We start from the raw sequence: 22,051 nt of genomic DNA on the forward strand, positions 1-22,051 counted from the left end.
ACCCTACAAAACAGACAAGCCGGGATCGCACCCGGCCAGGAGCAAAGATGACTTCTATCGTGATCAGTGGCTCAGGCCTCTATACCCCGCCCTTTGCCGTCAGCAACGAAGAGCTGGTGGCCGCCTTCAACCAGTATGTGGATCTCTACAACGAGGAGAACGCCTCGGCCATCGATGCCGGTCAGCTGGCGGCCAAGCAGCACTCCAGCTGCGAATTCATCGAGAAGGCCTCCGGCATCAAGAGCCGTTACCTGGTGAGCAAGGAGGGGGTGCTGGATCCCGACATCATGCAGCCGCTCATGGCAGAGCGTCCGGATGACAAGCCCTCCATCATGGTGGAGATGGCGGTGGCCGCCGCCGAGCAGGCGCTGATCGCCGCCGGCCGCGAGCCCGCCGAGATCGATCTGGTGATCGTCGCCGCCTCCAACATGCCGCGCCCCTATCCGGCGCTCTCCATCGAGCTGCAGCACTACCTGGGGGCGGGTGGAATGGCCTTTGACATGAACGTGGCCTGCTCGTCCGCCACCTTCGGCATCAAGACGGCGGCGGATCTGCTGGCGGCCGGTACCGCCAAACTGGCGCTGGTGGTCAGCCCGGAGATCTGCTCGGGCCACCTCAATTTCAGGGACAGAGACAGCCACTTCATCTTCGGCGACGCCTGCACCGCCGTGCTGCTGGAGCGGGAGGCGGATTGCAAGGTGGCAGGGGCCTGGCAGCTGGTGGCCAGCAAGCTGACGACCCAGTATTCCAACAACATCCGCAACAACTTCGGCTTCCTCAACCGGTTTAGCCCGCGTACCCGCTACGGCGATGACAAGCTGTTCCGCCAGCAGGGGCGCAAGGTGTTCAAGGAGGTGTTGCCGCTGGTGTGCGAGCAGATAGAGCGCCAGCTCGGCGAGCAGGGCTGGGGGGCGGATGCCTTGAGCCGGCTCTGGCTGCATCAGGCCAATCTCACCATGAACCAGTTCATCGGTCGCAAGCTGCTGGGCCACGACGCCAGCCAGCAGGAGGCGCCGGTGATCCTGGACAGCTACGGCAACACCAGCTCGGCGGGCTCCATCATCGCCTTCCACCTGTTCAATCAGGACTTGCCGAGCGGGGCCCGTGGCGTGCTCTGCTCCTTCGGCGCCGGCTACTCCATCGGCAGTCTGCTGCTGCAGCGCCTCTGATCTGGCAGGCACAGGCGTAACATGCAAAAACCACCCGGGCGGGTGGTTTTTTTATGGGTGTGATCTCAGCGGCGCTCAGGCGGGATCTATGGCCGACACCAGGCAGTGGGGCTCCTGGATCTGAAAACGCACGTTGAGATCGAACAGCCTGACCCCGTACAGCTTCTCATCCGGCTTGCCTTTCTTGTAGGCGGGGCGCGGATCCTGGGCCAGCACCTCGCTCACCAGCTGGCGCAGCTCGGGGTGGCGGGAGGCAAGTCGGGCGAGCTGCTGCTCCGCCTCGGTGCCGAAGCTCACCGCCAGCGGCGGGGTCGGGGCCTCGGGGGCGAAGCCGCCACGGGCATCCGGCAGGCTGTCGGCATAGGGAATGTAGGGCTTGATGTCGACCACAGGGGTGCCGTCGAGCAAGTCGACCGCCCCCAGCTCCAGCCACAGCTTGCCCCGCTCACGGCCGACGCCGTGCAGCTCGACCACCGACAGGCCGAGCGGATTGGGGCGGAAGGTGGAGCGGGTGGCAAAGACCCCGACCCGCTCGTTGCCGCCCAGTCGTGGCGGGCGCACCGTCGGGTGCCAACCCTGCTCCATGGTCTGGTGAAACACGAAGCTGAGCCAGAGGTGGGAGAACTGCTCTATGCCGCGCAGCACGTCCGGCTGATCGTAGGGGGGCAGCAGCTCGAGCCGGGCCCGGACGGATTTGACCAGACCGGGCTGGCGGGGGATGGCGAACTTCTCCTTGTAGGGAGAGTGGATGATCCCGAGGGTGTCGATTTCGAACTTCATGGCGGATCCGCGGCTAAAAAACCCCGGCAATTTAGCACAGCCGGCCCGAAAACGCAGGCATAGCCGCCCGATGCCGGTTTCCCTCCTGTCGCCGTGATCTTGCTCCCATCCCAGCTCGCCGGGGGCTGTGCCCCGGCGCCAACTTGCGTAGGGTGGGGGCAGGAAGCATATCGGCATGAAATGCGGGCTGTCGCGCAGACGGCTGGTTTGTGCCGAACAGGGGGTATATCGGTATGAAATAGGGGCTGTCGCAGAGAGGGTCAGTTCGTACCGAACAAGGGGACATGGATGAAACTGCTTATCATCGGCGGCACCGGGTTTCTGGGCCGCTATCTCAGCTCGCTGGCGCTGGATTGGGGCCACGAGGTGACGCTGTTCAATCGCGGCCATCGCCAGCATCCCGACTGGCGCGAGCTGACCCTGCTGCAGGGAGACAGGGATCAGCAGCTTGGTGCGCTGCAGGCGGAGGGGCTGCATTGGGATCTGGCCATCGACACCTGCTGCTACCGACCCGAGCAGGCGGTCAGCCTGTCCAGGACCTTGTTGGGGCGCTGCGAGCGGCTGATCTTCATCTCCACCATCAGCGTCTATCGCGACTTCGCCCAGGAGGGGATGGATGAGTCGGCACCGCTGCACGAGGTGGCCAGCGACGAGTCAGTCACCGACTACGGTCCGCTGAAGGTGCTATGCGAGGCCGAATATCGCGCCCGCTGGGGGGAGCGGCTCTGCATCCTGCGCCCCGGCGTGCTGTGCGGCCCCCAGGATCCCACGGCTCGCCTGGCCTGGTGGGTGAAGCGGGTGCAGCGAGGAGGGCCCTGGCTATTGCCGGGCACGGGTCAGGATCGGCTGCAATATCTGGATGTGCGGGACTGCGCCGAATTCGTGCTGCGGGCCGCCGAGCAGCAGCTGGGGGGCTGCTTCAACCTGCTCAAACCCGGCATTGAACTGGCGGATTGGGTGGCGCGCCTCGCCGCCCGGCTGGCCCCGCGCGAACCGCTGCAGCTTGAGTGGGTGCCCTGGCCCGCCTTGCTGGACGCCGGCATCGAGCCCTGGCAGAGCTACCCCACGCTATTGCCCAACGAGCTGGCCGAATATGCCGGCTATGGCCGCATCAGTGCCGAGGCCGCCATAGTGCAGGGGCTCAACTTCCGGCCGCTGGAGGAGACGGTGGCGGATCTCGCCGACTGGTTGGCGACCGGGGTCGTCGATGAGGCGCAGACCGGGCTCAGTGCCGGGGAGGAGCGGGCCTTGCGGCGGCGGCTCTCGACGCAGAGCGTCGTGTGAACCGGTAAGCATCAGGCAGCAGGGTAAAAGCAGAGAGGGCGTCCCATGGGACGCCCTCTCTGTCTATCGGCGGCTCAGCGCAGGGTGGCACCGCAGCCGACTAGCAGCTCCCTGAGGATGGCGCGATGGCAGCGGGACTCCTGCTCGCAATAACAGCCCAGCGACAGGTTGGTGTGGTGGGAGAGGGCAGCCAGCAACGCCAGATCGTGGCGGGCAGAGGGACTGGCCATCTCGGCCTTGTACTGCCGGCAGAAGGCGGTCCACTGAGCTGGCGTCTCGGCGGCCTGACCCAGCTTCATGGTGTCGCTACTGGGAGCCAGGTTCGGGAACCAGACATCGTACCAATCCTGGCTGGCAAACTCAGCTTTGGGGACGCCACGGGGCGGGCGGCGCACGGTGCCGATGCGCAGACCCTCGTCCGGCAGACGGGGGCTGCCGAGTCGAACTATGGCCAGTGCCATGGCGGTAGCTTACTTCACTTCGGCGACTTTCAGCGCCTGGCCGTAACAGATCACCTGCTTCAGGCAGCCCGGCACATCGCTGAACTCGGCGCACTTGTCGAAGCTGACGCCGTTGCCACCCATGTCCGCCACGCGGCGGCGAGCCAGGGTACGGGCCTCACCGGCATTGGGCACCGGCTGATTGGCATCGATCTGGCAGGATTCCCCCTCGACGGTGCCGAGGTAGAGGTAGTTGAGGTCGGCAAGCTGACCCTGCTCATAGATCTGGACGCCGCCCGGCTTGAAATACTCGTCGAAGTTTTCCTTGTCCAGATTGCTGTTGAAGGAGAAATCGGCGCAGCCAGAGGCGATGAGGGGCAGCAGTAGAGTCAGGCGTTTCATGTCGGCTTCTTGTTGAACAGTGAGGGGGCCATTATAGGGGCCAGTCGCTGCCCGGGACCAGCCCCATTTTTAGCCATAGGGAGGGGGCATGACGGGGATCAGACCGGCGCCAGCCGCTGATGGAGACTGCGGTAGTCGTCGTCGGCCAGCAACTCCTGGAAGAGTGAGAGGCGCATCGGTGGATCCGCCCCTGTTCCTTTATTTAGGCCTGATAACGGCGGATCAGACCGGTGCCAACCGCTGATGGAGGCTGCGGTAGTAGTCGTCGGCCAGCAGCTCTGCGTGAGGGGCGCAGAGGCGGATCTGCCCCTCTTCCATCAGGGCTATCCTGTCCATCTGCTCCAGCCCCAGCAGGCGGTGGGAGATGAGCAGCAGGGAGCGCTCGGCGCCGAGCCTGAACAGCAGGGCCATGATCTCGCGCTCGGTCTGGCTGTCGAGCCCCTCGGTCGGCTCATCCAGCAGCCAGAGCGGCGCATCGTGCAACAGGGCGCGGGCGATGCCGATGCGGCGGCGCTCGCCGCCGGAGAGGGGCCGCCCACCATCCCCCAGCCAGGCATCGAGACCTTCCTCATCTTCCAGCAGGGCGGCGAGCCCCACCAGGTTCAATACCTCGACAAGCCGCTCATCGCTGGCGGCCGGGGCGGCCAGCTTGAGGTTGTCCCGCAGGGTGGCGGCAAACAGATGCACCCGCTGGCTCACCACCGAGACGGAGGTGCGCAGCGCCCCTTCCCCATAAGTCGTGAGCGGCTTGCCATCCAGCAGGATCTCGCCCGCCTGCATCTCCCACTCGCGGGTCAGCAGCCCCATCAGGGTGGACTTGCCGCAGCCGGTCTGGCCCAGCAGCGCCAACTTCTCGCCAGCCTGCAGCTCTAAGGAGCAGCCCCGCAGCACGGGTTGGCCATGGCCGGGGTAGGTGAAATGGAGATCGCGGATCTGCAGGGCGCCCTCGCGGGCATGCTGCTGTTCATCCCCCCACTCAGGGGCCTTGGCATCTTGCAGGATCTCGTTGAGACGACGGGCCGAGGTGAGGCTGGTGGAGAGGTGCTGGAAGGCCCCCGCCAGCGGCAGCAGTGCCTCGAAGCTCGCCAGGGTGGCGAACACCATCAGCGCCGTGATGGGATCCGGCACCGCGCCCCCGACGCCATGACCGGCCAGCCACAGCATCAGGGTCAGGGTCCAGCCGCTCAGCAGCTGGACGCTGGCATTGGCCAGGCCGCTCACCCTGGCCATGCGGGCCTGGGCGCGGATCAGGGCCTGCTCGGCCTGTTGCAGCTCGGCGAGCGCCTTGGGGGCGGCGGCAAACATCTGCAGCTCGGCCTGGCCGTCCAGATAGTCCACCAGCCGGGTGCGCAGGCTGGATTTCTCGGCGATCAGCGCCTGGCCCGGCTTGCGCCCGGCGAAGTAGAACACCAGCGGCAGGGCAATCATGCCGAGCAGCAGTATGGCCCCCAGGATCAGCGCCAGGCGGCTGTCGAAGAAGGAGAGGAAGAATACCAGCCCGGCACAGCTGAGCAGGGCCGCCCCTATGGGGGTGATGAGGCGCAGGTAGACATGATCCATGGCGTCGATGTCGGCCACCAGCCGGTTGAGCAGGTCCGCCTGGCGAAAGCCGGCCAGGGTGCCGGTGGAGAGCGGCGAGAGTTTCTGCCAGAACCAGACTCGCAGCCGGGTCAGCACCCGGAAGGTGGCATCGTGGCTCACCACCCGCTCGCCCCAGCGGCTGGCGGTGCGCACGATGGAGAAGAAGCGCACCCCGCCGGCCGGGGTCATGTAGTTGAAGGTGTCGCGGCTGGCGACGGCCAGCCCGGCCACGGCGGCGGCGGAGAGGAACCAGCCGGAGAGGGACAGCAGCCCCATGCCGGCCACCAGGGTGACGAAGGCCAGCAGCAGACCCAGCGAGAGGCTGAGCCAGTGCTGGCGGTAGAGGCGCAGGAACGGCAGTAGATCAGTCATCGAGAGAATCCCCTGAACGTTGGGACAGCAGCCGGGCGAAGGGCCCACGGGCCTGGCTGAGTTGGGAGAAATGGCCTTGCTCCACCAGCTGGCCGCGTTCCAGCACCAGGATGTTGTCCATCTGGCTGAGCTGATCGAGGCGGTGGGTGATCATCAGCAGGGTCTGGCCTGCGCTCGCCTGTTCGAGGGTGCTCATGATGGCGCGCTCGGAGTGGCGGTCCAAGCTGGCGGTGGGTTCATCCAGCACCATCAGCTGGGTGGATTTGAGCAGGGTGCGTGCTAGGGCGAGGCGCTGGGCCTGGCCGACCGAGAGGCCGCCGGCCTGATCGCCGACCTGATAGTCGAATCCCTTCTCGCTGGCAAACTCCCAGGCCTGGGCCCGCTTCAGGGCCGCTTCCAGCTCGGCATCGTTCGCGGAAGGCCTGGCCAGCAGCAGGTTGTCACGCAGGCTGGCGTGGAACAGCTGCGGGTTCTGGGATAGCCAGCCCAGTTGCAGGCGCCACTGGCTCATGTCCAGCTCGGCGAGCTCCTGCCCGTTGACCCTGAGTTCGCCGCGATAGGGGGCGAAGCCGAGCAGGGCGTTGACCAGCGAGCTCTTGCCCGCACCGCTGATGCCGACCAGGGCCGTGCGTGAGCCGGGCGCCAGCTGGAAGTCGAGCGGGCCGACCAGCACCTTGCCCTCGGCGCTCAGCACCTCCAGAGCGCGGGCCTCTACCCTGATGGGGCCATCGGCCTGGAAGGGAGCATGCCCAGAGGCGGGTTCGCTGACCTCGGCCTCCAGAAACTCCAGCAGCTGTTCGGCGGCACCTATAGCTTGCGCCTTGGCGTGATAGTGGGCGCCGAGTTCACGCAGCGGGGCGTAGAACTCGGGGGCGAGGAACAGCACGAACAGGCCGGTAAAGAGGGTAACTTTGACGCCATAGTTGCCGAAGTTCAGGTGATCTATGTAGGAGAAGCCAAAATAGACCGCCACCAGCGCCACCGCGATGGCGGCGAAGAACTCCAGCACGGCGGTGCTGAGGAAGGCGAGCCGCAGCACCTCCATGGTGCGCTCCCGAAAATCTTCCGAGGCGTCGCGAATGGCCTCACCTTCGGCCTGGGTGCGCAGGAAGAGTTGCAGGGTGCGCAATCCCTTCAGGCGATCGAGGAAGTGACCGGAGAGCCGCGCCAGCGACTGGAAGTTGCGGCGGTTGGCATCGGCGGCGCCGACCCCCACCAGGATCATGAAGAGCGGGATCAGGGGGGCGGTGCCGAGCAGTATGATGCCGGTGGCCCAGTTGACCGGGAACACGGCCACCAGGATCACCAGGGGAATGAACACGGCGACGGCCATCTGCGGCAGATAGCGGGAGAAGAACTCCTGCATGTCTTCAATCTGCTCCAGCAGCAGGCTGGCCCAGCTGCCGGCGGGGCGGCGCTGGATGTAGGCCGGACCGAGCCGGCCGAGGCGGGTGAGCACCAGCTCGCGGATGGCCTGGCGCACCGCGCTGCCCGCCTTGAAGCTGGCGACCTCGCGGCCATAGGCCAGACCAGCCTTGGCCGCGGTCACCAGCAGCAGGCTAATGAAGAGGGGGATGGATTGCTCTGGCGTGGTGCCTTCGATGATGAAGCCATGGAGCAGGGTGGCCAGCAACCAGGCCTGGGCGACCATCAGCATGCCCTGACCCAGGCCAAAGCCGATGGAGAGGCCGATCCAGCGTCGGCCATGGCTCGATTGTTTGCGCAACCAGCCATAGAGATGTTTCTGCGTGTTCTTGTCCATTACCACCCTCCTCGGTCGAGTGGCGCAAGACTATCGTCGCCCCCATGGCTTGGCAACCTCGCAGATCCGGCGGCGTGAAGATGATTGATTGAAAAAGCAGCTGCATGCTCATTAGTTGGCCGAACAGCTTGATTTATGGCAAAAAACAGGACGGCGGTGATTGCGCTCGCCGGCAAAATGCATATAGTAGAGGCCACTGACGCGGGTGTAGTTCAATGGTAGAACGGTAGCTTCCCAAGCTGCATACGTGGGTTCGATTCCCATCACCCGCTCCACATTCCGATATCCGGTAGACGACCCGTCTCGTTATTGCCTCTGCCTCGCACGCTACCCCTGACGCTGATCAACTCCCCGAATATCGACAGCAGTTTCTGAGCCTTGCGGGCATCGTATAATGGCTATTACCTCAGCCTTCCAAGCTGATGATGCGGGTTCGATTCCCGCTGCCCGCTCCAGATATCAAACAAAAAGCCCACTCAACCGAGTGGGCTTTTTGTTTTTCCACGCCAAGCAGGCGCTGGCTGCCGGAAACAGAAGAGGCGCCAATGGCGCCTCTCACTCCACACTCTGCCGGTCGGGCTTATTCCTGCTCCAGCTCGCCGCAGAAGCGGTAGCCTTCGCCATGGATGGTGGCGATGATTTCCGGGGTGTCACCCACGCTCTCGAAGTGCTTGCGAATGCGGCGGATGGTGACATCGACGGTGCGATCGTGGGGTTTCAGCTCGCGGCCTGTCATCTTCTTGAGCAGCTCGGCACGGGTCTGGATCTGGCCCGGGTTCTCGCAGAAGTGCAGCATGGCGCGGAATTCTGAACGGGGCAGCTTGAACATGTCCCCAGCCGGGCTGACCAGTGCGCGGCTGTTGATGTCCAGTGCCCAGCCGTTGAACAGGTAACGCTCAACCAGCTTCTTCTCTTCACCACCGGCGGTGACGTTCATGGTGCGGCTCAGCAGGTTGCGAGCACGGATGGTCAGCTCGCGAGGGTTGAACGGCTTGGTGATGTAATCATCGGCGCCGATCTCCAGACCCAGGATCTTGTCCACCTCATTGTCACGACCGGTCAGGAACATCAGGGCGATGTTGTCATCTTCGCGCAGCTCACGGGCCAGCAACAGGCCGTTCTTGCCCGGCAGGTTGATGTCCATGATCACCAGATTGATGGTGTGGGTGGTCAGGGCTTGATGCATCTCGTCGCCATTGTTGGCCTCGAGCACGATGTAGCCTTCGGCCTCGAAGATGCTTTTCAGAGTGTTGCGGGTGACCAGTTCGTCTTCGACGATCAGAATGTGTGGTGTTTGCATGAGTATTCCCAGATTCTTATCAGTTAATTTTCGAAATTTTAACACTCTTTGGCGTTATTCGACCGGTCCTGAAAATTTATTACGTCATCCTGGGTATGAATATCAGGTCGAATCATCGCGAATTTGGTATCGATGTTGGCAAACATCCTTGTGCCACACATGGGGTCTCAACAAGCCTGAACGAGCGAAGCCCTGAAAGGTAGTCCATTACAAAAGTTGCTGCATTTTATCAGTTAACAGGCGCATAACAACACTCTTTGCCGTCAGATAGCAACTTTTTAACTCTGGCTTGATATAAGTCAAACCCTGAGTTCGCTGCATGATACTTGGGCTGGCCCGCTTTTTCGCCCCTATGGAATGTAATGGGATGTAACATGTGATTGACATGATTTTGTGGGAAAACTACAGAAAAGTCTGTTTTTTTGCCCCGTTCGAGCCGCCCTCCTGGCCCGCCTATGCCATCGTCACGGCCTGGAATCTGGCCAGCAGATGGGTAGGAATGCGTCGCAACTCTCGTCGTCATCTTGCCCTGTTGCGGCTCATCGACGACGCCCCCGACTTGCTCGTCATGGGGCCTGTGTGGGGTAGCTCTTTGGACGAAAGTTGGCAGGAAGAGTCGTTATTGTTACAGATGCCCCGTGCCGATGCCGTCCGGCTGGCCAGCCGTTTCGGCCAGAATGCCTGCTACTGGGTCGAGGGGGAGAGATCTGGCTGATCCCCGTGCTGATGAAGGGGGAGCCACACCATCTGGGCAGACTGGCCTCCTGCTGGATTGTCAGGGACCCGACATGATGAAAGAATGAACGGACTCACTCCATGGAAGGACGCTGACGATGCTGGACTTACTCCCCGACCTTTGCGATCAACACGGCGATGCCGTGCAGGTGGCCGAGCCGCTGTTCCACGACTATGGCGGCAAGCCGCTGTTTCATGGCCAGGCGGTCACCCTCTCCTGTTTCGAGGATAACAGCCTGGTGCGGGAACTGGTGGCGCAGCCCGGCCGGGGCAAGGTGATGGTGATCGATGGGGGCGGCTCCCTGCGCCGGGCACTGCTCGGGGATCAGCTGGCCATCAAGGCGGTGGAGCAGGGTTGGGAGGGGATCCTGATCTATGGCGCGGTGCGGGATGTGGGCACCCTGGCGACGCTGGCGCTGGGCGTCAAGGCGCTGGCAGCCTGTCCGGTCAAGACCGAGAAGCTGGGGCAGGGTGAGCTGGATGCCGAGCTCTCTTTTGCCGGGGTGACCATAGCGCCGGGTGACTATGTCTACGCCGATCTCAACGGCGTGCTGATCAGTGGTGCCCGGCTCATCTGAAGGTTCAGAAGTTGAAGCCAACCCCCAGGGTGAGAAATTGCTCCGTGCTGAAGGCGCTGACGCCGTAGTTGGCGGTGATGGCCAGTTGTGGTGTCAGCAGCAGGCTGCTGTTGAGCTCCACCAGGGTGCTGGGTTTGCTCACCTCCAACTGCTTGAGCTGGCTGCCGATGTTCAGCGAGGGGGAGAGCTGGTAGCGCACCCCTGAGCTGATATTGAAGCCGGCCTGATCGCTGCGGGTGCCGACGGCGGGGCCGGCTTCCATGTAGAGGGTGACATCATCCTGCACCGGGTATTGGTAGCCGGTGTTGATGAGCCAGAGGTCGAAATTGTCGCCGTGATGAGTCTGATTGCCGAGCAGCACGCCGGAATAACTCTTCACGTAGAGCTGGCTGTCTGATTCGGTCTGGAGAAAACTCCAGTCGGCCGCCTGGGCCGAAAACGCGAGGCCTGATGCGAGTGCGATGATGAGAGACTTGACCATTCGTTTCCCCTCCCTGGGTCCGGAACAGGACCCTAAGCATGGCACATGCCAGCAGGTAGTAAAGGCAACCCGCATCACAATAAAAGAGTTTTAATCCGCTTCCGACTCATGATACACAGGCCCCCATCACTCTGCGTCTTCACTATTTTCTCCATCAAGAGGTGAACTCATGAACAAGAAACTGACCCTGCTGGCCGCGCTGGCTCTGGGAGGCTGCGCCATGACTGCGAGTTCCAATCTGGCTCAACTGCAAGCATCGACCTGGCAACTGCAGGGGGCGAGCGGCGACACCTTCACCCTGCAGGTCGCGGGTGACAAGGTGGCGGGCAAGGGCGGCTGCAACCGCTACTTTGGCGGCATCACCCAGCAGGGTGACGGCGTCTTGACGCTGGGGGCCATGGGCGCGACCCGCATGATGTGTGCCGGTGATCTGGCGGGCAAGGAGGCGAACTACCTGCAGGCGCTGGAGAAGGTCGCGACCTATCAGATCTCCGGTCAGCAGCTGGTGTTGAGCGATGTGAACAAGACGGCTCTGCTCACCTTCGATGCCCTGCCGGCCACTAAGTAAGAGAGAGTCTCGTCAGAGACTGTCGTAGCCGAGCCGTCTGGTTCGAATCAAAAAGGGACGCCGCGGCGTCCCTTTTTGCTGGGTATCTGAGCTATGGGGCGTCTCATCCCCCCCGCTGAAACCGGAAGCGTTTCTTGCGTCGGTAGGGATAGACATCCTCGAACACTCCCTCCTTGATGTTGCCTTGCAGCATCTTCCAGTAGCTGGCATCGAACAGCTCCTTGTGCACCTGCATCATGATCGTTCGCACCTGGGGCTTTTGCAGCAGGAAGGTGGCGAACTCCTCGGGGAAGATGTCGTTCGGGGCGACCGAGTACCAGGGCTCGGCGCTCCACTCGTCCTCGGGATAGCGCGGCGGCGGGATCTGGCGGAAGTTGCACTCCGTCATGTAGCAGATCTCGTCGTAGTCGTAGAACACCACCCGACCGTGGCGGGTCACGCCGAAGTTCTTGAACAGCATGTCGCCGGGGAAGATGTTGGCCGCCGCCAATTGCTTGATGGCGTTGCCGTACTCCTCCAGCGCGAGCCGGGTCTGCTGCTCGTCCGCCTTATCCAGATAGAGGTTCAGCGGGATCATCTTGCGCTCGGTGTAGAGGTGCTTGATGACCAGCTTGTCGGCGGTGAGGGTGAGCGCAGAGGGGGCTACCGTCTTGAGCTCGGCCAAGAGCTCGGGGGAGATCCGCTCGAGGGGAAACTCGAAGTTGGTGAACTCCTGGGTATCGGCCATGCGGCCCACCCGATCGTGCTGTTTCACCAGCCGGTACTTCGCCTTGACCTGCTCGTGGCTCACATCCTTGGGGGGGGTGAACTCGTCCTTGATCACCTTGAACACCACGTCGTAGGAGGGGAGGGTGAACACGCTCATCACCATGCCCTTGATGCCGGGGGCGATGACGAACTGCTCCCGGCTCTGGGCCAGGTGCTGCTGGTAGTGGCGATAGAGCTCTGTCTTGCCGTGCTTCTGGCAGCCGATGGCGTTGTAGATCTCGTAATCGGGCTTGCGGGGCATGATCTGGCGCAGGAACAGCACGAACAGCGCCGGCACCGGGGCATAGACCATGAAGTAGGCGCGGGCGAAGCCGAATACGATGGAGGCGAGCTCCGGCTCGAAGATGACGGTATCCACATAGATGCTCTGGCCGGTGCTGAGCAGCGGCAGGATGAAGGGGTGCACCTCGCCCTTGACCCGGATAAGCCCCACCAGATAGGCGCCCTTGTTGCGGTAGAACACCTCCTTGAGCAGCTCGATGGCGAACGGCTCATCGTGCAGAATGCCCGGGCCGTTCTCGGCCAGATGACGGTGGATGTCGACGATGTCCCGCTGTTTGTCCTCAAAGGGCAGGGTGAAGCTGTAGTCCCCCAGCAGCTGGCTGAGTGTCTGTGGCAGATGGGCGAGATCGGTGCGATAGACCCGCAGCAGTGCGCTCAGGTCGGGGTGATCCCCCCGGCTGCGGAACGGGTGGATGTAGAGGTTCTCGTCGCGGATGTTGCGATGGCGGAAGATGCGGCGGTAGACGGAGTTGAAGAAAGACTCCGCCACCTCGAAGTTGTCACAGCGGGGCAGCAGATCGCTGAAGGCCCCCTTCACCTGCTTGAGCAGCGCCTGGCTCGGCAGCTGCTCCCCCATCATCTGCTTGATCAGGGCCGTGGTGGCACCGACATGATGGTCATAGAGGCGGATGCGCTCACGTCCGGCGAGCTGCACCCCCAGCCAGTCACCGTGCTCGAAGCGGCTCTTGCTGCCCTGGGTGATTTCGAGAAACCGGCTGTAAAACGACTCGAAGCGCTGCAAGATCGTCTCGGCGACGGCCTGTTCCAATGGCTGCTGCATCTCTCTCTTCCTTGTGATGAGCCGGCCCGATAGCACGGCGGTGGTGGCCTGTCTGCCGGCTCGTTCCCGATCCGCACACCGCAGTTCCATCGCGGTAACTTCGCGGATCATTGACGGCAATTTGGCCACCTATTGGGTCACTATGGCAACATTCAAACGTCTGTTCAAGTGGCAATTTTCGAGGATAAACGGTAGATTGCGCCCCTGTTTTGCCGATGCTTTACCCTTGATGAGAGAGGTCGGCCCTGCCCAAGAGGAAACCCAATGAAACTCTATTTTGTCCTGGTGGCACCAGCCCGGGCGGCCAACGTCGGGGCGGCCGCCCGCGCCATGAAAACCATGGGCTTCGATGCCATGCGCCTGGTGGCCAGCCGGGTACACGAAGAGGAAGAGGCGAGTTGGGTCGCCCACGGGGCGCAGGAGATCCTGGCCGAGGCTGAGGCCTTTGATACCTTGCCTGAAGCCCTTGCCGACATGGATCTGGTGATCGCCACTACGGCCCGCCAGCGCGGTCGCTACCAGCACTACCTGACGCCGGGGGAGATCCGCGACCAGATCCGCGCCAAGCCGTCGGTGAACAAGGTCGCCATCGTGTTTGGCTGTGAGGAGTCCGGCCTCTCCAACGAGCAGCTCGCCCAGGTGGACCTCATCAGCTACCTGCCGCTGAAGGTGAGCTATCCCTCTTTGAATCTGGGCCAGGCGATCATGCTGTATGCCTATGAGATGAGTCCCTTGCTGGATGAACCCCAGGCCGTAGCAGAAAGTTTTGATAGCGTCGGGCAGGTTCGGGTACTCAAATCAAAAACAGCAGAAATTCTCGATGAACTCGGGGTTTCGCAGGATGAAAAACTACATCAATGGGTGATGGACCGAGTGCCCATGCTGCCGCAGCGGGATTTGAATATGCTGCATCTGCTCTGCAAAGACCTCGCCCGCCGACTCGGCAAAGAGGATTAAGTTGACAGCCCGGCGCCCGGCGCGGTATTGCTAAAAGCCAGCTTCGTTCAAGAGTGTTCGTCATGCAGTCATTCATCAACGTCATCACCACCACCATTATTACCGGTACCACCACAGGTGGCACTGGGGCCGGTTGATGCGCTGACGAACAAGCACAGAAATCAGAAAAGGCCCGTACCCACCCAGTACGGGCCTTTTTGTTGGACAGTTTTCAGGCCGATTTGCCGGTCACTTTGCAGGGAATACAGGGAGAGAATGCGATGAGAGTATTGAAGTTTGGCGGGTCGTCACTGGCCGACGCAGAGCGTTTCTTACGGGTAGCCGATATCGCGGTCAATACCCATGGTCAGTCCCAGGTTGCCCTGGTGTTGTCGGCACCGGCCAAGGTGACCAATCACCTGGTGGCCCTGGTGGAGCAGACCAGTCGCGGCATGGATGCCAGCAGTACCCTGTTTGAGATCAACGGCATCTTCTCCCGCCTGCTGGCCGGGCTGAAGGCCGCCTACCCGGCGCTGGACGACAAGGCGCTGCAGGCTCGTCTCACCGCCGAGCTGGATCAGGTCGAGCGGCTGATGCAGGGCATCCGTCTGCTGGGGCTCTGCCCGGACAACGTGCAGGCCCGCATCCTGAGCCGGGGCGAGAACCTCTCCATCGCCTTCATGCACGAGCTGCTGCGGGTGCGTGGGGTCGAGCTGGGCTCGATCGTGCCGGAGCAGTTGCTGGTCACCGACGGCGGTTATCTGGAAGCCCATGTGGACATCGAGGCTTCCCGCCTGCGCTTTGCCGCTAAGGGGTTGCGCCCGGTTGTAGAGGGGCAGGGCCCCTCTGGAAAAGAGTCATGCCTCTACCTGATGCCGGGCTTCACCGGCGGCAGCGACAAGGGTGAGACCGTGCTGCTCGGCCGCAACGGCTCGGATTACTCCGCCGCCGTCTTGGCCGCCTGCGTGGACGCGGAATGTTGCGAGATCTGGACCGACGTGGAAGGTTGCTACAACTGCGACCCCCGTCTGGTGCCGGACGCCTATCTGCTGAAGACCCTCTCCTACAAGGAGGCGATGGAGCTCTCCTACTTCGGCGCCAAGGTGCTGCACCCGAAGACCATAGCCCCGGTGGCCCAGTTCCACATTCCCTGCCTCATCAAGAACAGCTTCAACCCTCAGGGTCCGGGCACCCTGATCGGGGTCGAGCAGGGGGATGACGACCTGAAGGTAAAAGCCATCTCGGATCTCTCCGGCATGTGCATGTTCAACGTCTCCGGCCCCGGCATGAAGGGCATGGTGGGCATGGCGGGCCGGATCTTCTCCGCCGTCTCCCGCGCCGGGGTCAGCATCGTGCTGATCACCCAATCCTCCTCCGAGTACAGCGTCAGCTTCTGCATCCACAGCTACGACAGCGACAAGACCCGCAAGGTGCTGGAGCGCGAGTTCGAGCTGGAATTCAAGAACCAGCTGCTGGATCCCCTCGAAATCATGCAGGATCTCGCCATCATCTCCCTCATCGGCGACGGCATGCGCACCAGCAAGGGGATGGCGGCGCGCTTCTTCACCTCCCTGGCCCAGGCCTCCATCAACATAGTCGCCATCGCCCAGGGCTCCAGCGAGCGCTCCATCTCGGCGGTGGTACGGGATCGCAAGGTGGCTGAGGCCATCAAGGCGTGCCACCAGAACTTCTTCGGCAGCCAGCAGTTCATCGACCTGTTCGTGGTCGGGGTCGGCGGTGTCGGCGCGGCCCTGGTGGATCAGATTGCGCGCCAGCAACCGGTGCTGGCAGAGCAGGGCACTGGCCTGCGGGTGGTGGGCATCGCCAACAGCCGCCAGATGGCGGTCAACAAGGATGGCCTGAGCCTCGCCAACTGGCGTGAACAGCTGGTGGAAGCCCGTGACAGCTTCAGCCTGGAAGCTGTGAAGAAGCTGGTGGAAGAGAGTCACCTCATCAACCCGGTGATCGTCGATTGCACCTCGAGCGAGGCCATCGCCGTGCAGTACGCGGACTTCCTGGCCGCCGGTTTCCACGTGGTGACCCCGAACAAGAAGGCCAACACCGGCTCTCTGGATTACTACAAGGCGTTGCGTCGCACCGCCCGCCAGACTCGCCGCAAGTTCCTCTACGAGACCAACGTCGGTGCCGGCCTGCCGGTCATCGAGAACCTGCAGAACCTGATCAAGGCCGGTGACAAACTGCGCGCCTTCGACGGCGTCCTGTCCGGCTCCCTCTCCTTCATCTTCGGCAAGCTGGACGAGGGCATGGCCTTCTCCGAGGCCACCGGCATCGCCCGCGGCAACGGCTTCACCGAGCCGGATCCCCGCGACGATCTGAACGGCATGGACGTGGCGCGCAAGCTGCTGATCCTGGCCCGCGAGTCCGGCATGGCGCTGGAATTGTCTGATGTGGAGGTGGAGCAGGCGCTGCCCCCTGGCTTTGATGTGAGCGGCGATGTGGAGTCCTTCATGGCTCGTCTGCCCGAGGCCGATGGCTGGTTCCGCGATCAGTTCGCCCTGGCTCAGAGCGAGGGCAAGGTGCTGCGCTACGTGGGCTCCATCGAGGGGGGCAAGTGCAAGGTCGCCATCAAGGCGGTCGGTGCCGATGAGCCCCTGTTCAAGGTCAAGGACGGGGAGAACGCGCTCGCCTTCTTCTCCACCTATTACCAGCCGATCCCGCTGGTGCTGCGCGGCTATGGCGCGGGCACCGAAGTGACTGCCGCCGGCGTCTTCGCCGACGTGCTGCGCACCCAGAACTGGAAGCAGGAGCTATAAGCATGAGTTCAGACATGAACCCCTATTTGGAAAAGAAAGGCAGTGTGGTTGCCTATGCTCCCGCCTCCAGTGCCAACCTGAGCGTGGGATTCGATGTGTTGGGGGCGGCGCTCGCCCCCGTGGATGGCTCCCTGCTGGGGGATCGGGTGCAGGTCAAGGCGGCGTCAGCAACCGCCGAGCCCTTCGCCCTCTCCTCCGTGGGCCGTTATGCCCACAAGCTGCCGGATGATCCCAAGAAGAACATCCTCTACGACTGCTGGCTCGCCTATGGGGAGGCCCTGGAGAAGCGCGGCCTGACCCTCAAGCCGCTGGCGATGGTGCTGGAGAAGAACCTGCCGGTCGGCTCGGGCCTGGGGTCGAGCGCTTGCAGCGTGGTGGCGGCACTGGAAGGGCTCAACGCCTTCCACGGCGCCCCCCTCAATGAACACGACATGCTGCTGCTGATGGGCGAGATGGAAGGCAAGATCTCCGGCTCGGTCCACTATGACAACGTGGCCCCCTGCTATCTCGGCGGCATGCAGCTGGTGCTCGAAGAGCACGGTGTCATCAGCCAGGGCATTCCGGTGTTCGAGCAGTGGTACTGGGTGGTCTGCTACCCGGGCACCGTGGTCTCCACCGCCGCCGCCCGCGCCATACTGCCCGCCCAGTATCGCCGCCAGGATTGCCTCACCTATGGCCGCCGGCTGGCCGCCTTCGTGCACGCCAGCTACACCCAGCAGGAGCCGCTGGCGGCGAGCGTGCTCAAAGACGTGATCGCCGAACCCTATCGCGCGGCGCTGATCGAAGGCTTCAACGAGGTGCGGGCCCAGGCCGCCCAGAACGGGGCGCTGGCCACCGGCATCTCGGGCTCGGGTCCCAGCGTCTTCGTGGTGATGAAGGATCTGGCCCAGGCCGAGCGCATGAAGGATTGGATGGACGCACATTTCGTGCAGAACGAAGATGGATTTGCCCGGGTCTGCAAACTGGACATGGCCGGGGCACGGGTAACAGGAAGCGAGCTATGAATCTTTACAATATCAAGGACAAGAGTGAACAGGTCAGCTTTGCCCAGGCGGTGCGCCAGGGGCTGGGCCGTGAGCAGGGGCTCTTCTTCCCGGAAGTGATCACCCCGCTGGCGGACGTGGATGCCCTGCTGGATCTGCCGCTCGCCGAGCGCTCGGCGCGCATCATCAGCCACCTGCTGGGGGACGAGGTCCCCGCCGCCAAGGTCAGCGAGCTGATCGATGCTGCCTTCACCTTCCCGGCGCCGCTGGTGAAGCTGAAAGACGGCACCTACGCTCTCGAGCTGTTCCACGGCCCGACCCTGGCGTTCAAGGATTTCGGTGGCCGCTTTATGGCCCAGTGTCTGGCCAGCTTCAGAACCAACGACAAGATCACCATACTCACCGCTACCTCCGGCGACACCGGTGCCGCCGTGGCCCACGCCTTCTATGGCCTGGAGGGGATTGAGGTGGTCATTCTCTATCCCAAGGGCAAGATCAGCCCCCTGCAGGAGGCACTGTTCTGCACCTTGGGGGGCAATATCCGTACCATCGCCATCGACGGCGACTTCGATGCCTGTCAGGCGCTGGTGAAGGATGCCTTCGATGACGAAGGGCTCAAGACCGCCATCGGCCTGAACTCCGCCAACTCCATCAACATCAGCCGCCTGCTGGCACAGGTCTGCTACTACTTTGAGGCCCTGGCCCAGTTGCCCAAGGCGGATCGCGCCAAGGCGGTGATCAGTGTGCCGTCCGGCAACTTTGGCAACCTGACCGCAGGCCTCATCGCCAAGGCGCTGGGGCTGCCGGTGAAGCGCTTCATCGCCGCCACCAACGCCAACGACACTGTGCCGCGCTACTTGAAAACCGGCAGCTGGGAGCCGCACCAGACGGTGGCGACCCTCTCCAACGCCATGGACGTGAGCCGCCCCAACAACTGGCCGCGCGTGGAAGAGTTGTGCCGCCGTGAAGGTTGGGCGCTGGAGACCTTGGGCTCTGGCATGCGCAGCGATGCCGAGACTCGTGATGCGTTGCAGCGCCTGCACCAGCTCGATTACCTGTGCGAGCCCCACGGCGCCATCGCCTGGGATCTGCTGAACGAGCAGCTCGGTGAGGACGAGGTGGGCCTGTTCCTCTGCACCGCCCACCCAGCCAAGTTCAAGGAGTCGGTGGACGAGATCCTGGGGCTGGATGTGCCATTGCCAGCACCGCTGGCCAAGCACGCCGTTCTGCCGCTGCTCTCCCACAACCTGCCGGCGGAGTTCGCCCCGCTGCGGGCCTTCCTGCTCGGTTAAGCGTCAATAAAAAAATCCCCCAGTCTTGATATAGAGAGTGGGGGATTTTTGTTTCTGTCATCCGGCGGGGAAACCCGCATCGGATTCACGGATTGGATTAAGGAGCACAGCATGAGCCAACACCCCCTTCGCCAACTTATCGAGACCTGCGACGCCGCCATCTCCCGGCGCGACTTCGATGCCCTGATGGCCTTCTACGCCGAGGACGCCGCCCTGGTTATCAAACCCGGCATGGTGGCGCGCGGCATCCCCGCCATCCGCCGCGCTTTCACCGCCATCTCCGATTACTTTGACGGCCGGCTTGAGGTGACCCAGGGGGCCATGGAGGTGATAGAGGGGGCCGACAACGCCCTGGTGATCATGGAGACCCGGCTGCGCTACCCGGACGGGCAAGGTGGCCTGGTGGACGAGACTCGCCGCGCCACCTATGTGTTTCGCAAAGAGAGCTATGGCCAGTGGCGCTGCACAGTCGACAACTCCTACGGCACAGCGCTGCTGGAGGTGGAAGCATGACGATGCGGTGACATATGGGCCCTGACGCTGGTTCAGCGTCGTGGGCAGGAGCGCAAGAGGGAACAGAGCAGAGCCCCGTTGTTGAGGGGCGTTGCCAGCGGGGGCCATCGGGCCCCCGCGCTTTTTTGTGTCTGCTGTGGCCGGGCACTGGCCGGGTGGCCGCCGGGGCAAGCCATCACCGGGTCTCGGCTTCATTGGCTTGCCGTTGCCAGCGCCGGGTAACAAGTTGTTGGAACTGGGATCTGGATCGGGGCAACAGGACTTTTGTCCTGCAAAGGGAGGCGGGGCCGGGGCTAGGATGCGCTCATCCACAGGAGTCAATCTGGAGCACGACAACAATGACCGCTCATATCAATGCCAACCCGGGCGATTTCGCCGAGACCGTCATCATGCCGGGGGACCCGCTGCGGGCCCGCTATATCGCCGAGACCTTTCTGACCGATGCGCGCGAGGTGACCAATGTGCGCAACATGCTGGGCTACACCGGCTACTACCAGGGCCAGCGCATCTCGGTGATGGGCCACGGCATGGGGATCCCCTCCATGGTGCTCTACGCCCACGAGCTGGTGAACGACTTCGGGGTCAAGCGCATCATCCGCATCGGCAGCCTGGGGGCGACCCAGCGTCATGTGCAGATGCGTGATGTGATCCTGGCGCAGGCGGCAGGCACCGATTCCCCCACCAATGCCAAGCGCAGCGCCGGTTACCAGATGGCGACTTCGGCCGACTTCGCCCTGCTACACAAGGCGTTCACCCTGGCGCAGGAGAAGTCCATTCCGGTCAAGGTGGGCAATATCTTCACCGGCGACCTCTATTACGATCCGGACGAAAACCTCATTCCAGCGCTGGAGAAGTTCGGCGTGCTCGGCATCGACATGGAGGTGGCCGGTCTCTACGGGCTGGCCCATCAGCAGGGGATCGAGGCGCTCGCTATTCTGACGGTCTCCGACCACTGCCTGACCGGTGAAGAGACCAGTGCCTCCGAGCGGCAACTCTCCTTCAACCAGATGATCGAGCTGGCGCTGCATACAGCGCTGTAAGCGCAGCCGCGCCGTCAACCCTGCACGCACCCTGTACCTTATGAGAGATCCAATATGAACAATAAGCTCTCCCTCACTGCCATCAGCTTCCTGGCCAACTTCGTGATGGCCGGTTTTGCGACCCAGTTCGGCATGCTGATCGAGCCCATCGCCGCCAAGTTTGGCGCCGATGTCAATCAGGTGGCCTCCATCTTCTCCCTGCTCAACGGCGGGGCGCTGGCGGGCACCATAGCCGCCTTCTTCCTGATCGAGAAGGTGGGCCTCAAGCGGATGACGCTGCTCTGCTACGGCCTGATCGCCCTGGCGGCGGCCTCGCTCCACCTGACCGGATCCCTCTATGTGGTGATGGCGGCCATGACGGTGATCGGCCTCTGTGGCGGGGTGGGGCTCTGCATTGCGGGGACTCTGGTGGTGAGCGTCTGGAAGGCGCGGATGCAGAGCACCATGCTGGTGGTGCAGGATGCCACCTTCAACGTGGCCGGGGTGGTCTTCCCGCTCATCACCACTTACACCCTGACTCACGCCATGGCGTGGAGCTGGAGCTATCTGGCGGTGGGTGTGGTGGCGCTGGCAACCATGCTGGTGGCGGTGCTGACCAACTTCCGCAGCTGCGAGGCGGGGGGCGAGAGTGCCGGCAACGAACACTCGGAGTGGAACCTTGGCATCGTCAGCGGTGGCCTTGGCCTCTTCCTCGGCATGCTGGCGCTTTACACCTTCCTCACCTGGGCCCCCATGTTCGTGAAGGACAAGTTCGGCATCCCCTTTGAGGAGGCGGGCAGCATCATCACCCAGTACTGGACGGCGGCCCTGCTCGGCGCCCTGGTGTCGACCGTTATCGTCACCCGCATCCCGATCCGCACTTTCCTGCTGGTGATCATCACCCTGGCGATGGGGATGACGACGCTGATCGTCACCACCGACAACCTGAGCCAGCTGCCTTATCTCACCTATGGCTACGGCTTCGTCTGCGCCGCGCTCTACAACGCCTTTATCGCCTACGGGGTGTCGTTTGTTCGCCAGGCCTCGAGCAAGAACGTCTCCTATATCCTCATCAGCGGCAGCGCGGGGGCCATGTTCAGCCCGGCCATCAGCGCCCTGCTGGAGCAGGTGATCGGCCTGCAGGCGGTGATGTATGCCATCCCGCTGATCTACGCCCTGATCCTGATGATGCTGGTGGCTTCCCTGCGGATGGCACGGCCCCAGCCCTGTCTGGCCTGAGGCAAACACTGA

The 22,051-nt window shown here is 63.1% G+C and carries 19 protein-coding genes, 2 tRNA genes and 1 pseudogene; 14 read left to right on the forward strand and 8 right to left on the reverse strand.

Translation table 11 applies throughout. The features are described from left to right. Window positions 1–47: 47 nt before the first annotated feature. Window positions 48–1,169 carry a beta-ketoacyl-ACP synthase III gene (locus tag KW821_RS01095; protein ID WP_218289972.1) on the forward strand — a complete coding sequence of 374 codons (1,122 nt, stop codon included), beginning with the start codon at window positions 48–50 and terminating at the stop codon, window positions 1,167–1,169. 75 nt (window positions 1,170–1,244) lie between these two features. Here KW821_RS01095 and tsaA read toward each other — a convergent pair whose 3' ends face one another. Then, window positions 1,245–1,949 carry a tRNA (N6-threonylcarbamoyladenosine(37)-N6)-methyltransferase TrmO gene (gene tsaA, locus KW821_RS01100; protein ID WP_218289974.1) on the reverse strand — a complete coding sequence of 235 codons (705 nt, stop codon included), beginning with the start codon at window positions 1,947–1,949 and terminating at the stop codon, window positions 1,245–1,247. A gap of 288 nt (window positions 1,950–2,237) precedes the next feature. Between tsaA and KW821_RS01105 the strand changes: the two genes are divergently transcribed. Further along, window positions 2,238–3,233 (forward strand): NAD-dependent epimerase/dehydratase family protein, encoded by a 996-nt coding sequence (locus KW821_RS01105; RefSeq protein ID WP_218289976.1) that lies wholly within the window; start codon window positions 2,238–2,240, stop codon window positions 3,231–3,233. A 74-nt stretch (window positions 3,234–3,307) separates the two neighbouring features. On the opposite strand, the gene KW821_RS01110 is transcribed toward KW821_RS01105, so the two are convergent. The 4 genes from KW821_RS01110 to cydD all read right to left on the reverse strand — a co-directional run bounded on the left by KW821_RS01110 (window position 3,308) and on the right by cydD (window position 7,790). Further along, window positions 3,308–3,694, reverse strand: a complete 387-nt coding sequence (locus tag KW821_RS01110; protein ID WP_218289978.1) for a DUF488 domain-containing protein — start codon at window positions 3,692–3,694, stop codon at window positions 3,308–3,310. Window positions 3,695–3,703: 9 nt separating this feature from the next. Next, window positions 3,704–4,075 carry an Rcs stress response system protein RcsF gene (gene rcsF / locus KW821_RS01115; protein WP_042653916.1) on the reverse strand — a complete coding sequence of 124 codons (372 nt, stop codon included), beginning with the start codon at window positions 4,073–4,075 and terminating at the stop codon, window positions 3,704–3,706. Between the two features lie 222 nt (window positions 4,076–4,297). Continuing rightward, entirely contained in the window at window positions 4,298–6,028 is a 1,731-nt protein-coding gene (cydC, locus tag KW821_RS01120) for a cysteine/glutathione ABC transporter ATP-binding protein/permease CydC (protein WP_218289979.1), read from the reverse strand. Then, window positions 6,021–7,790: a cysteine/glutathione ABC transporter permease/ATP-binding protein CydD gene (gene cydD / locus KW821_RS01125; RefSeq protein ID WP_218289980.1), complete on the reverse strand. Its 1,770-nt coding sequence runs from the start codon at window positions 7,788–7,790 to the stop codon at window positions 6,021–6,023. The genes cydC and cydD overlap by 8 nt, the downstream gene beginning before the upstream one ends. Window positions 7,791–7,991: 201 nt before the next feature. Here cydD and KW821_RS01130 point away from each other — a divergent pair. Together KW821_RS01130 and KW821_RS01135 are read left to right on the forward strand one after the other, a co-directional pair. Next, window positions 7,992–8,065: transfer RNA gene (locus tag KW821_RS01130), tRNA-Gly, on the forward strand. A gap of 105 nt (window positions 8,066–8,170) precedes the next feature. After that, a tRNA-Gly gene (locus KW821_RS01135) sits at window positions 8,171–8,245 on the forward strand. A 125-nt stretch (window positions 8,246–8,370) separates the two neighbouring features. On the opposite strand, the gene arcA is transcribed toward KW821_RS01135, so the two are convergent. Beyond that, the gene (gene arcA / locus KW821_RS01140; RefSeq protein ID WP_033130442.1) at window positions 8,371–9,090 is read right to left on the reverse strand and encodes a two-component system response regulator ArcA; all 720 of its coding nucleotides are present in this window, start codon (window positions 9,088–9,090) and stop codon (window positions 8,371–8,373) included. Between the two features lie 376 nt (window positions 9,091–9,466). Here arcA and KW821_RS01145 point away from each other — a divergent pair. Together KW821_RS01145 and KW821_RS01150 are read left to right on the forward strand one after the other, a co-directional pair. Continuing rightward, a pseudogene (locus tag KW821_RS01145) lies at window positions 9,467–9,882 on the forward strand (DUF3293 domain-containing protein). 41 nt (window positions 9,883–9,923) lie between these two features. Then, window positions 9,924–10,403, forward strand: coding sequence for a putative 4-hydroxy-4-methyl-2-oxoglutarate aldolase (locus tag KW821_RS01150; protein WP_042653911.1), 480 nt, complete (start codon window positions 9,924–9,926; stop codon window positions 10,401–10,403). Between the two features lie 4 nt (window positions 10,404–10,407). Here KW821_RS01150 and KW821_RS01155 read toward each other — a convergent pair whose 3' ends face one another. Further along, window positions 10,408–10,884 carry a hypothetical protein gene (locus tag KW821_RS01155; RefSeq protein ID WP_218289981.1) on the reverse strand — a complete coding sequence of 159 codons (477 nt, stop codon included), beginning with the start codon at window positions 10,882–10,884 and terminating at the stop codon, window positions 10,408–10,410. A gap of 169 nt (window positions 10,885–11,053) precedes the next feature. Between KW821_RS01155 and KW821_RS01160 the strand changes: the two genes are divergently transcribed. Beyond that, entirely contained in the window at window positions 11,054–11,452 is a 399-nt protein-coding gene (locus tag KW821_RS01160) for an META domain-containing protein (RefSeq protein ID WP_218289983.1), read from the forward strand. 103 nt (window positions 11,453–11,555) lie between these two features. Here KW821_RS01160 and aceK read toward each other — a convergent pair whose 3' ends face one another. Then, window positions 11,556–13,283 carry a bifunctional isocitrate dehydrogenase kinase/phosphatase gene (gene aceK / locus KW821_RS01165; protein ID WP_218289984.1) on the reverse strand — a complete coding sequence of 576 codons (1,728 nt, stop codon included), beginning with the start codon at window positions 13,281–13,283 and terminating at the stop codon, window positions 11,556–11,558. 264 nt (window positions 13,284–13,547) lie between these two features. Here aceK and KW821_RS01170 point away from each other — a divergent pair, with 264 nt between their 5' ends. The 7 genes from KW821_RS01170 to tsgA all read left to right on the forward strand — a co-directional run bounded on the left by KW821_RS01170 (window position 13,548) and on the right by tsgA (window position 22,039). After that, window positions 13,548–14,240, forward strand: a complete 693-nt coding sequence (locus tag KW821_RS01170; protein WP_218289986.1) for a tRNA/rRNA methyltransferase — start codon at window positions 13,548–13,550, stop codon at window positions 14,238–14,240. A gap of 260 nt (window positions 14,241–14,500) precedes the next feature. Continuing rightward, entirely contained in the window at window positions 14,501–16,993 is a 2,493-nt protein-coding gene (gene thrA, locus KW821_RS01175; RefSeq protein WP_218289987.1) for a bifunctional aspartate kinase/homoserine dehydrogenase I, read from the forward strand. 2 nt (window positions 16,994–16,995) lie between these two features. After that, window positions 16,996–17,997, forward strand: coding sequence for a homoserine kinase (gene thrB / locus KW821_RS01180; protein ID WP_218289988.1), 1,002 nt, complete (start codon window positions 16,996–16,998; stop codon window positions 17,995–17,997). Then, entirely contained in the window at window positions 17,994–19,268 is a 1,275-nt protein-coding gene (thrC, locus tag KW821_RS01185; RefSeq protein ID WP_218289990.1) for a threonine synthase, read from the forward strand. The genes thrB and thrC overlap by 4 nt, the downstream gene beginning before the upstream one ends. 111 nt (window positions 19,269–19,379) lie before the next feature. Further along, the gene (locus KW821_RS01190) at window positions 19,380–19,781 is read left to right on the forward strand and encodes a DUF4440 domain-containing protein (RefSeq protein WP_218289991.1); all 402 of its coding nucleotides are present in this window, start codon (window positions 19,380–19,382) and stop codon (window positions 19,779–19,781) included. A 338-nt stretch (window positions 19,782–20,119) separates the two neighbouring features. After that, on the forward strand, window positions 20,120–20,821 hold the full coding sequence (deoD, locus tag KW821_RS01195; protein WP_218289992.1) for a purine-nucleoside phosphorylase: 702 nt from the start codon (window positions 20,120–20,122) through the stop codon (window positions 20,819–20,821). Window positions 20,822–20,875: 54 nt separating this feature from the next. Then, window positions 20,876–22,039 (forward strand): MFS transporter TsgA, encoded by a 1,164-nt coding sequence (tsgA, locus tag KW821_RS01200; RefSeq protein WP_218289994.1) that lies wholly within the window; start codon window positions 20,876–20,878, stop codon window positions 22,037–22,039. Window positions 22,040–22,051: the final 12 nt, after the last annotated feature.

Origin of the sequence: Aeromonas sp. sif2416, from assembly GCF_019218665.1 — a bacterium.
Lineage (GTDB): Bacteria > Pseudomonadota > Gammaproteobacteria > Enterobacterales > Aeromonadaceae > Aeromonas > Aeromonas encheleia.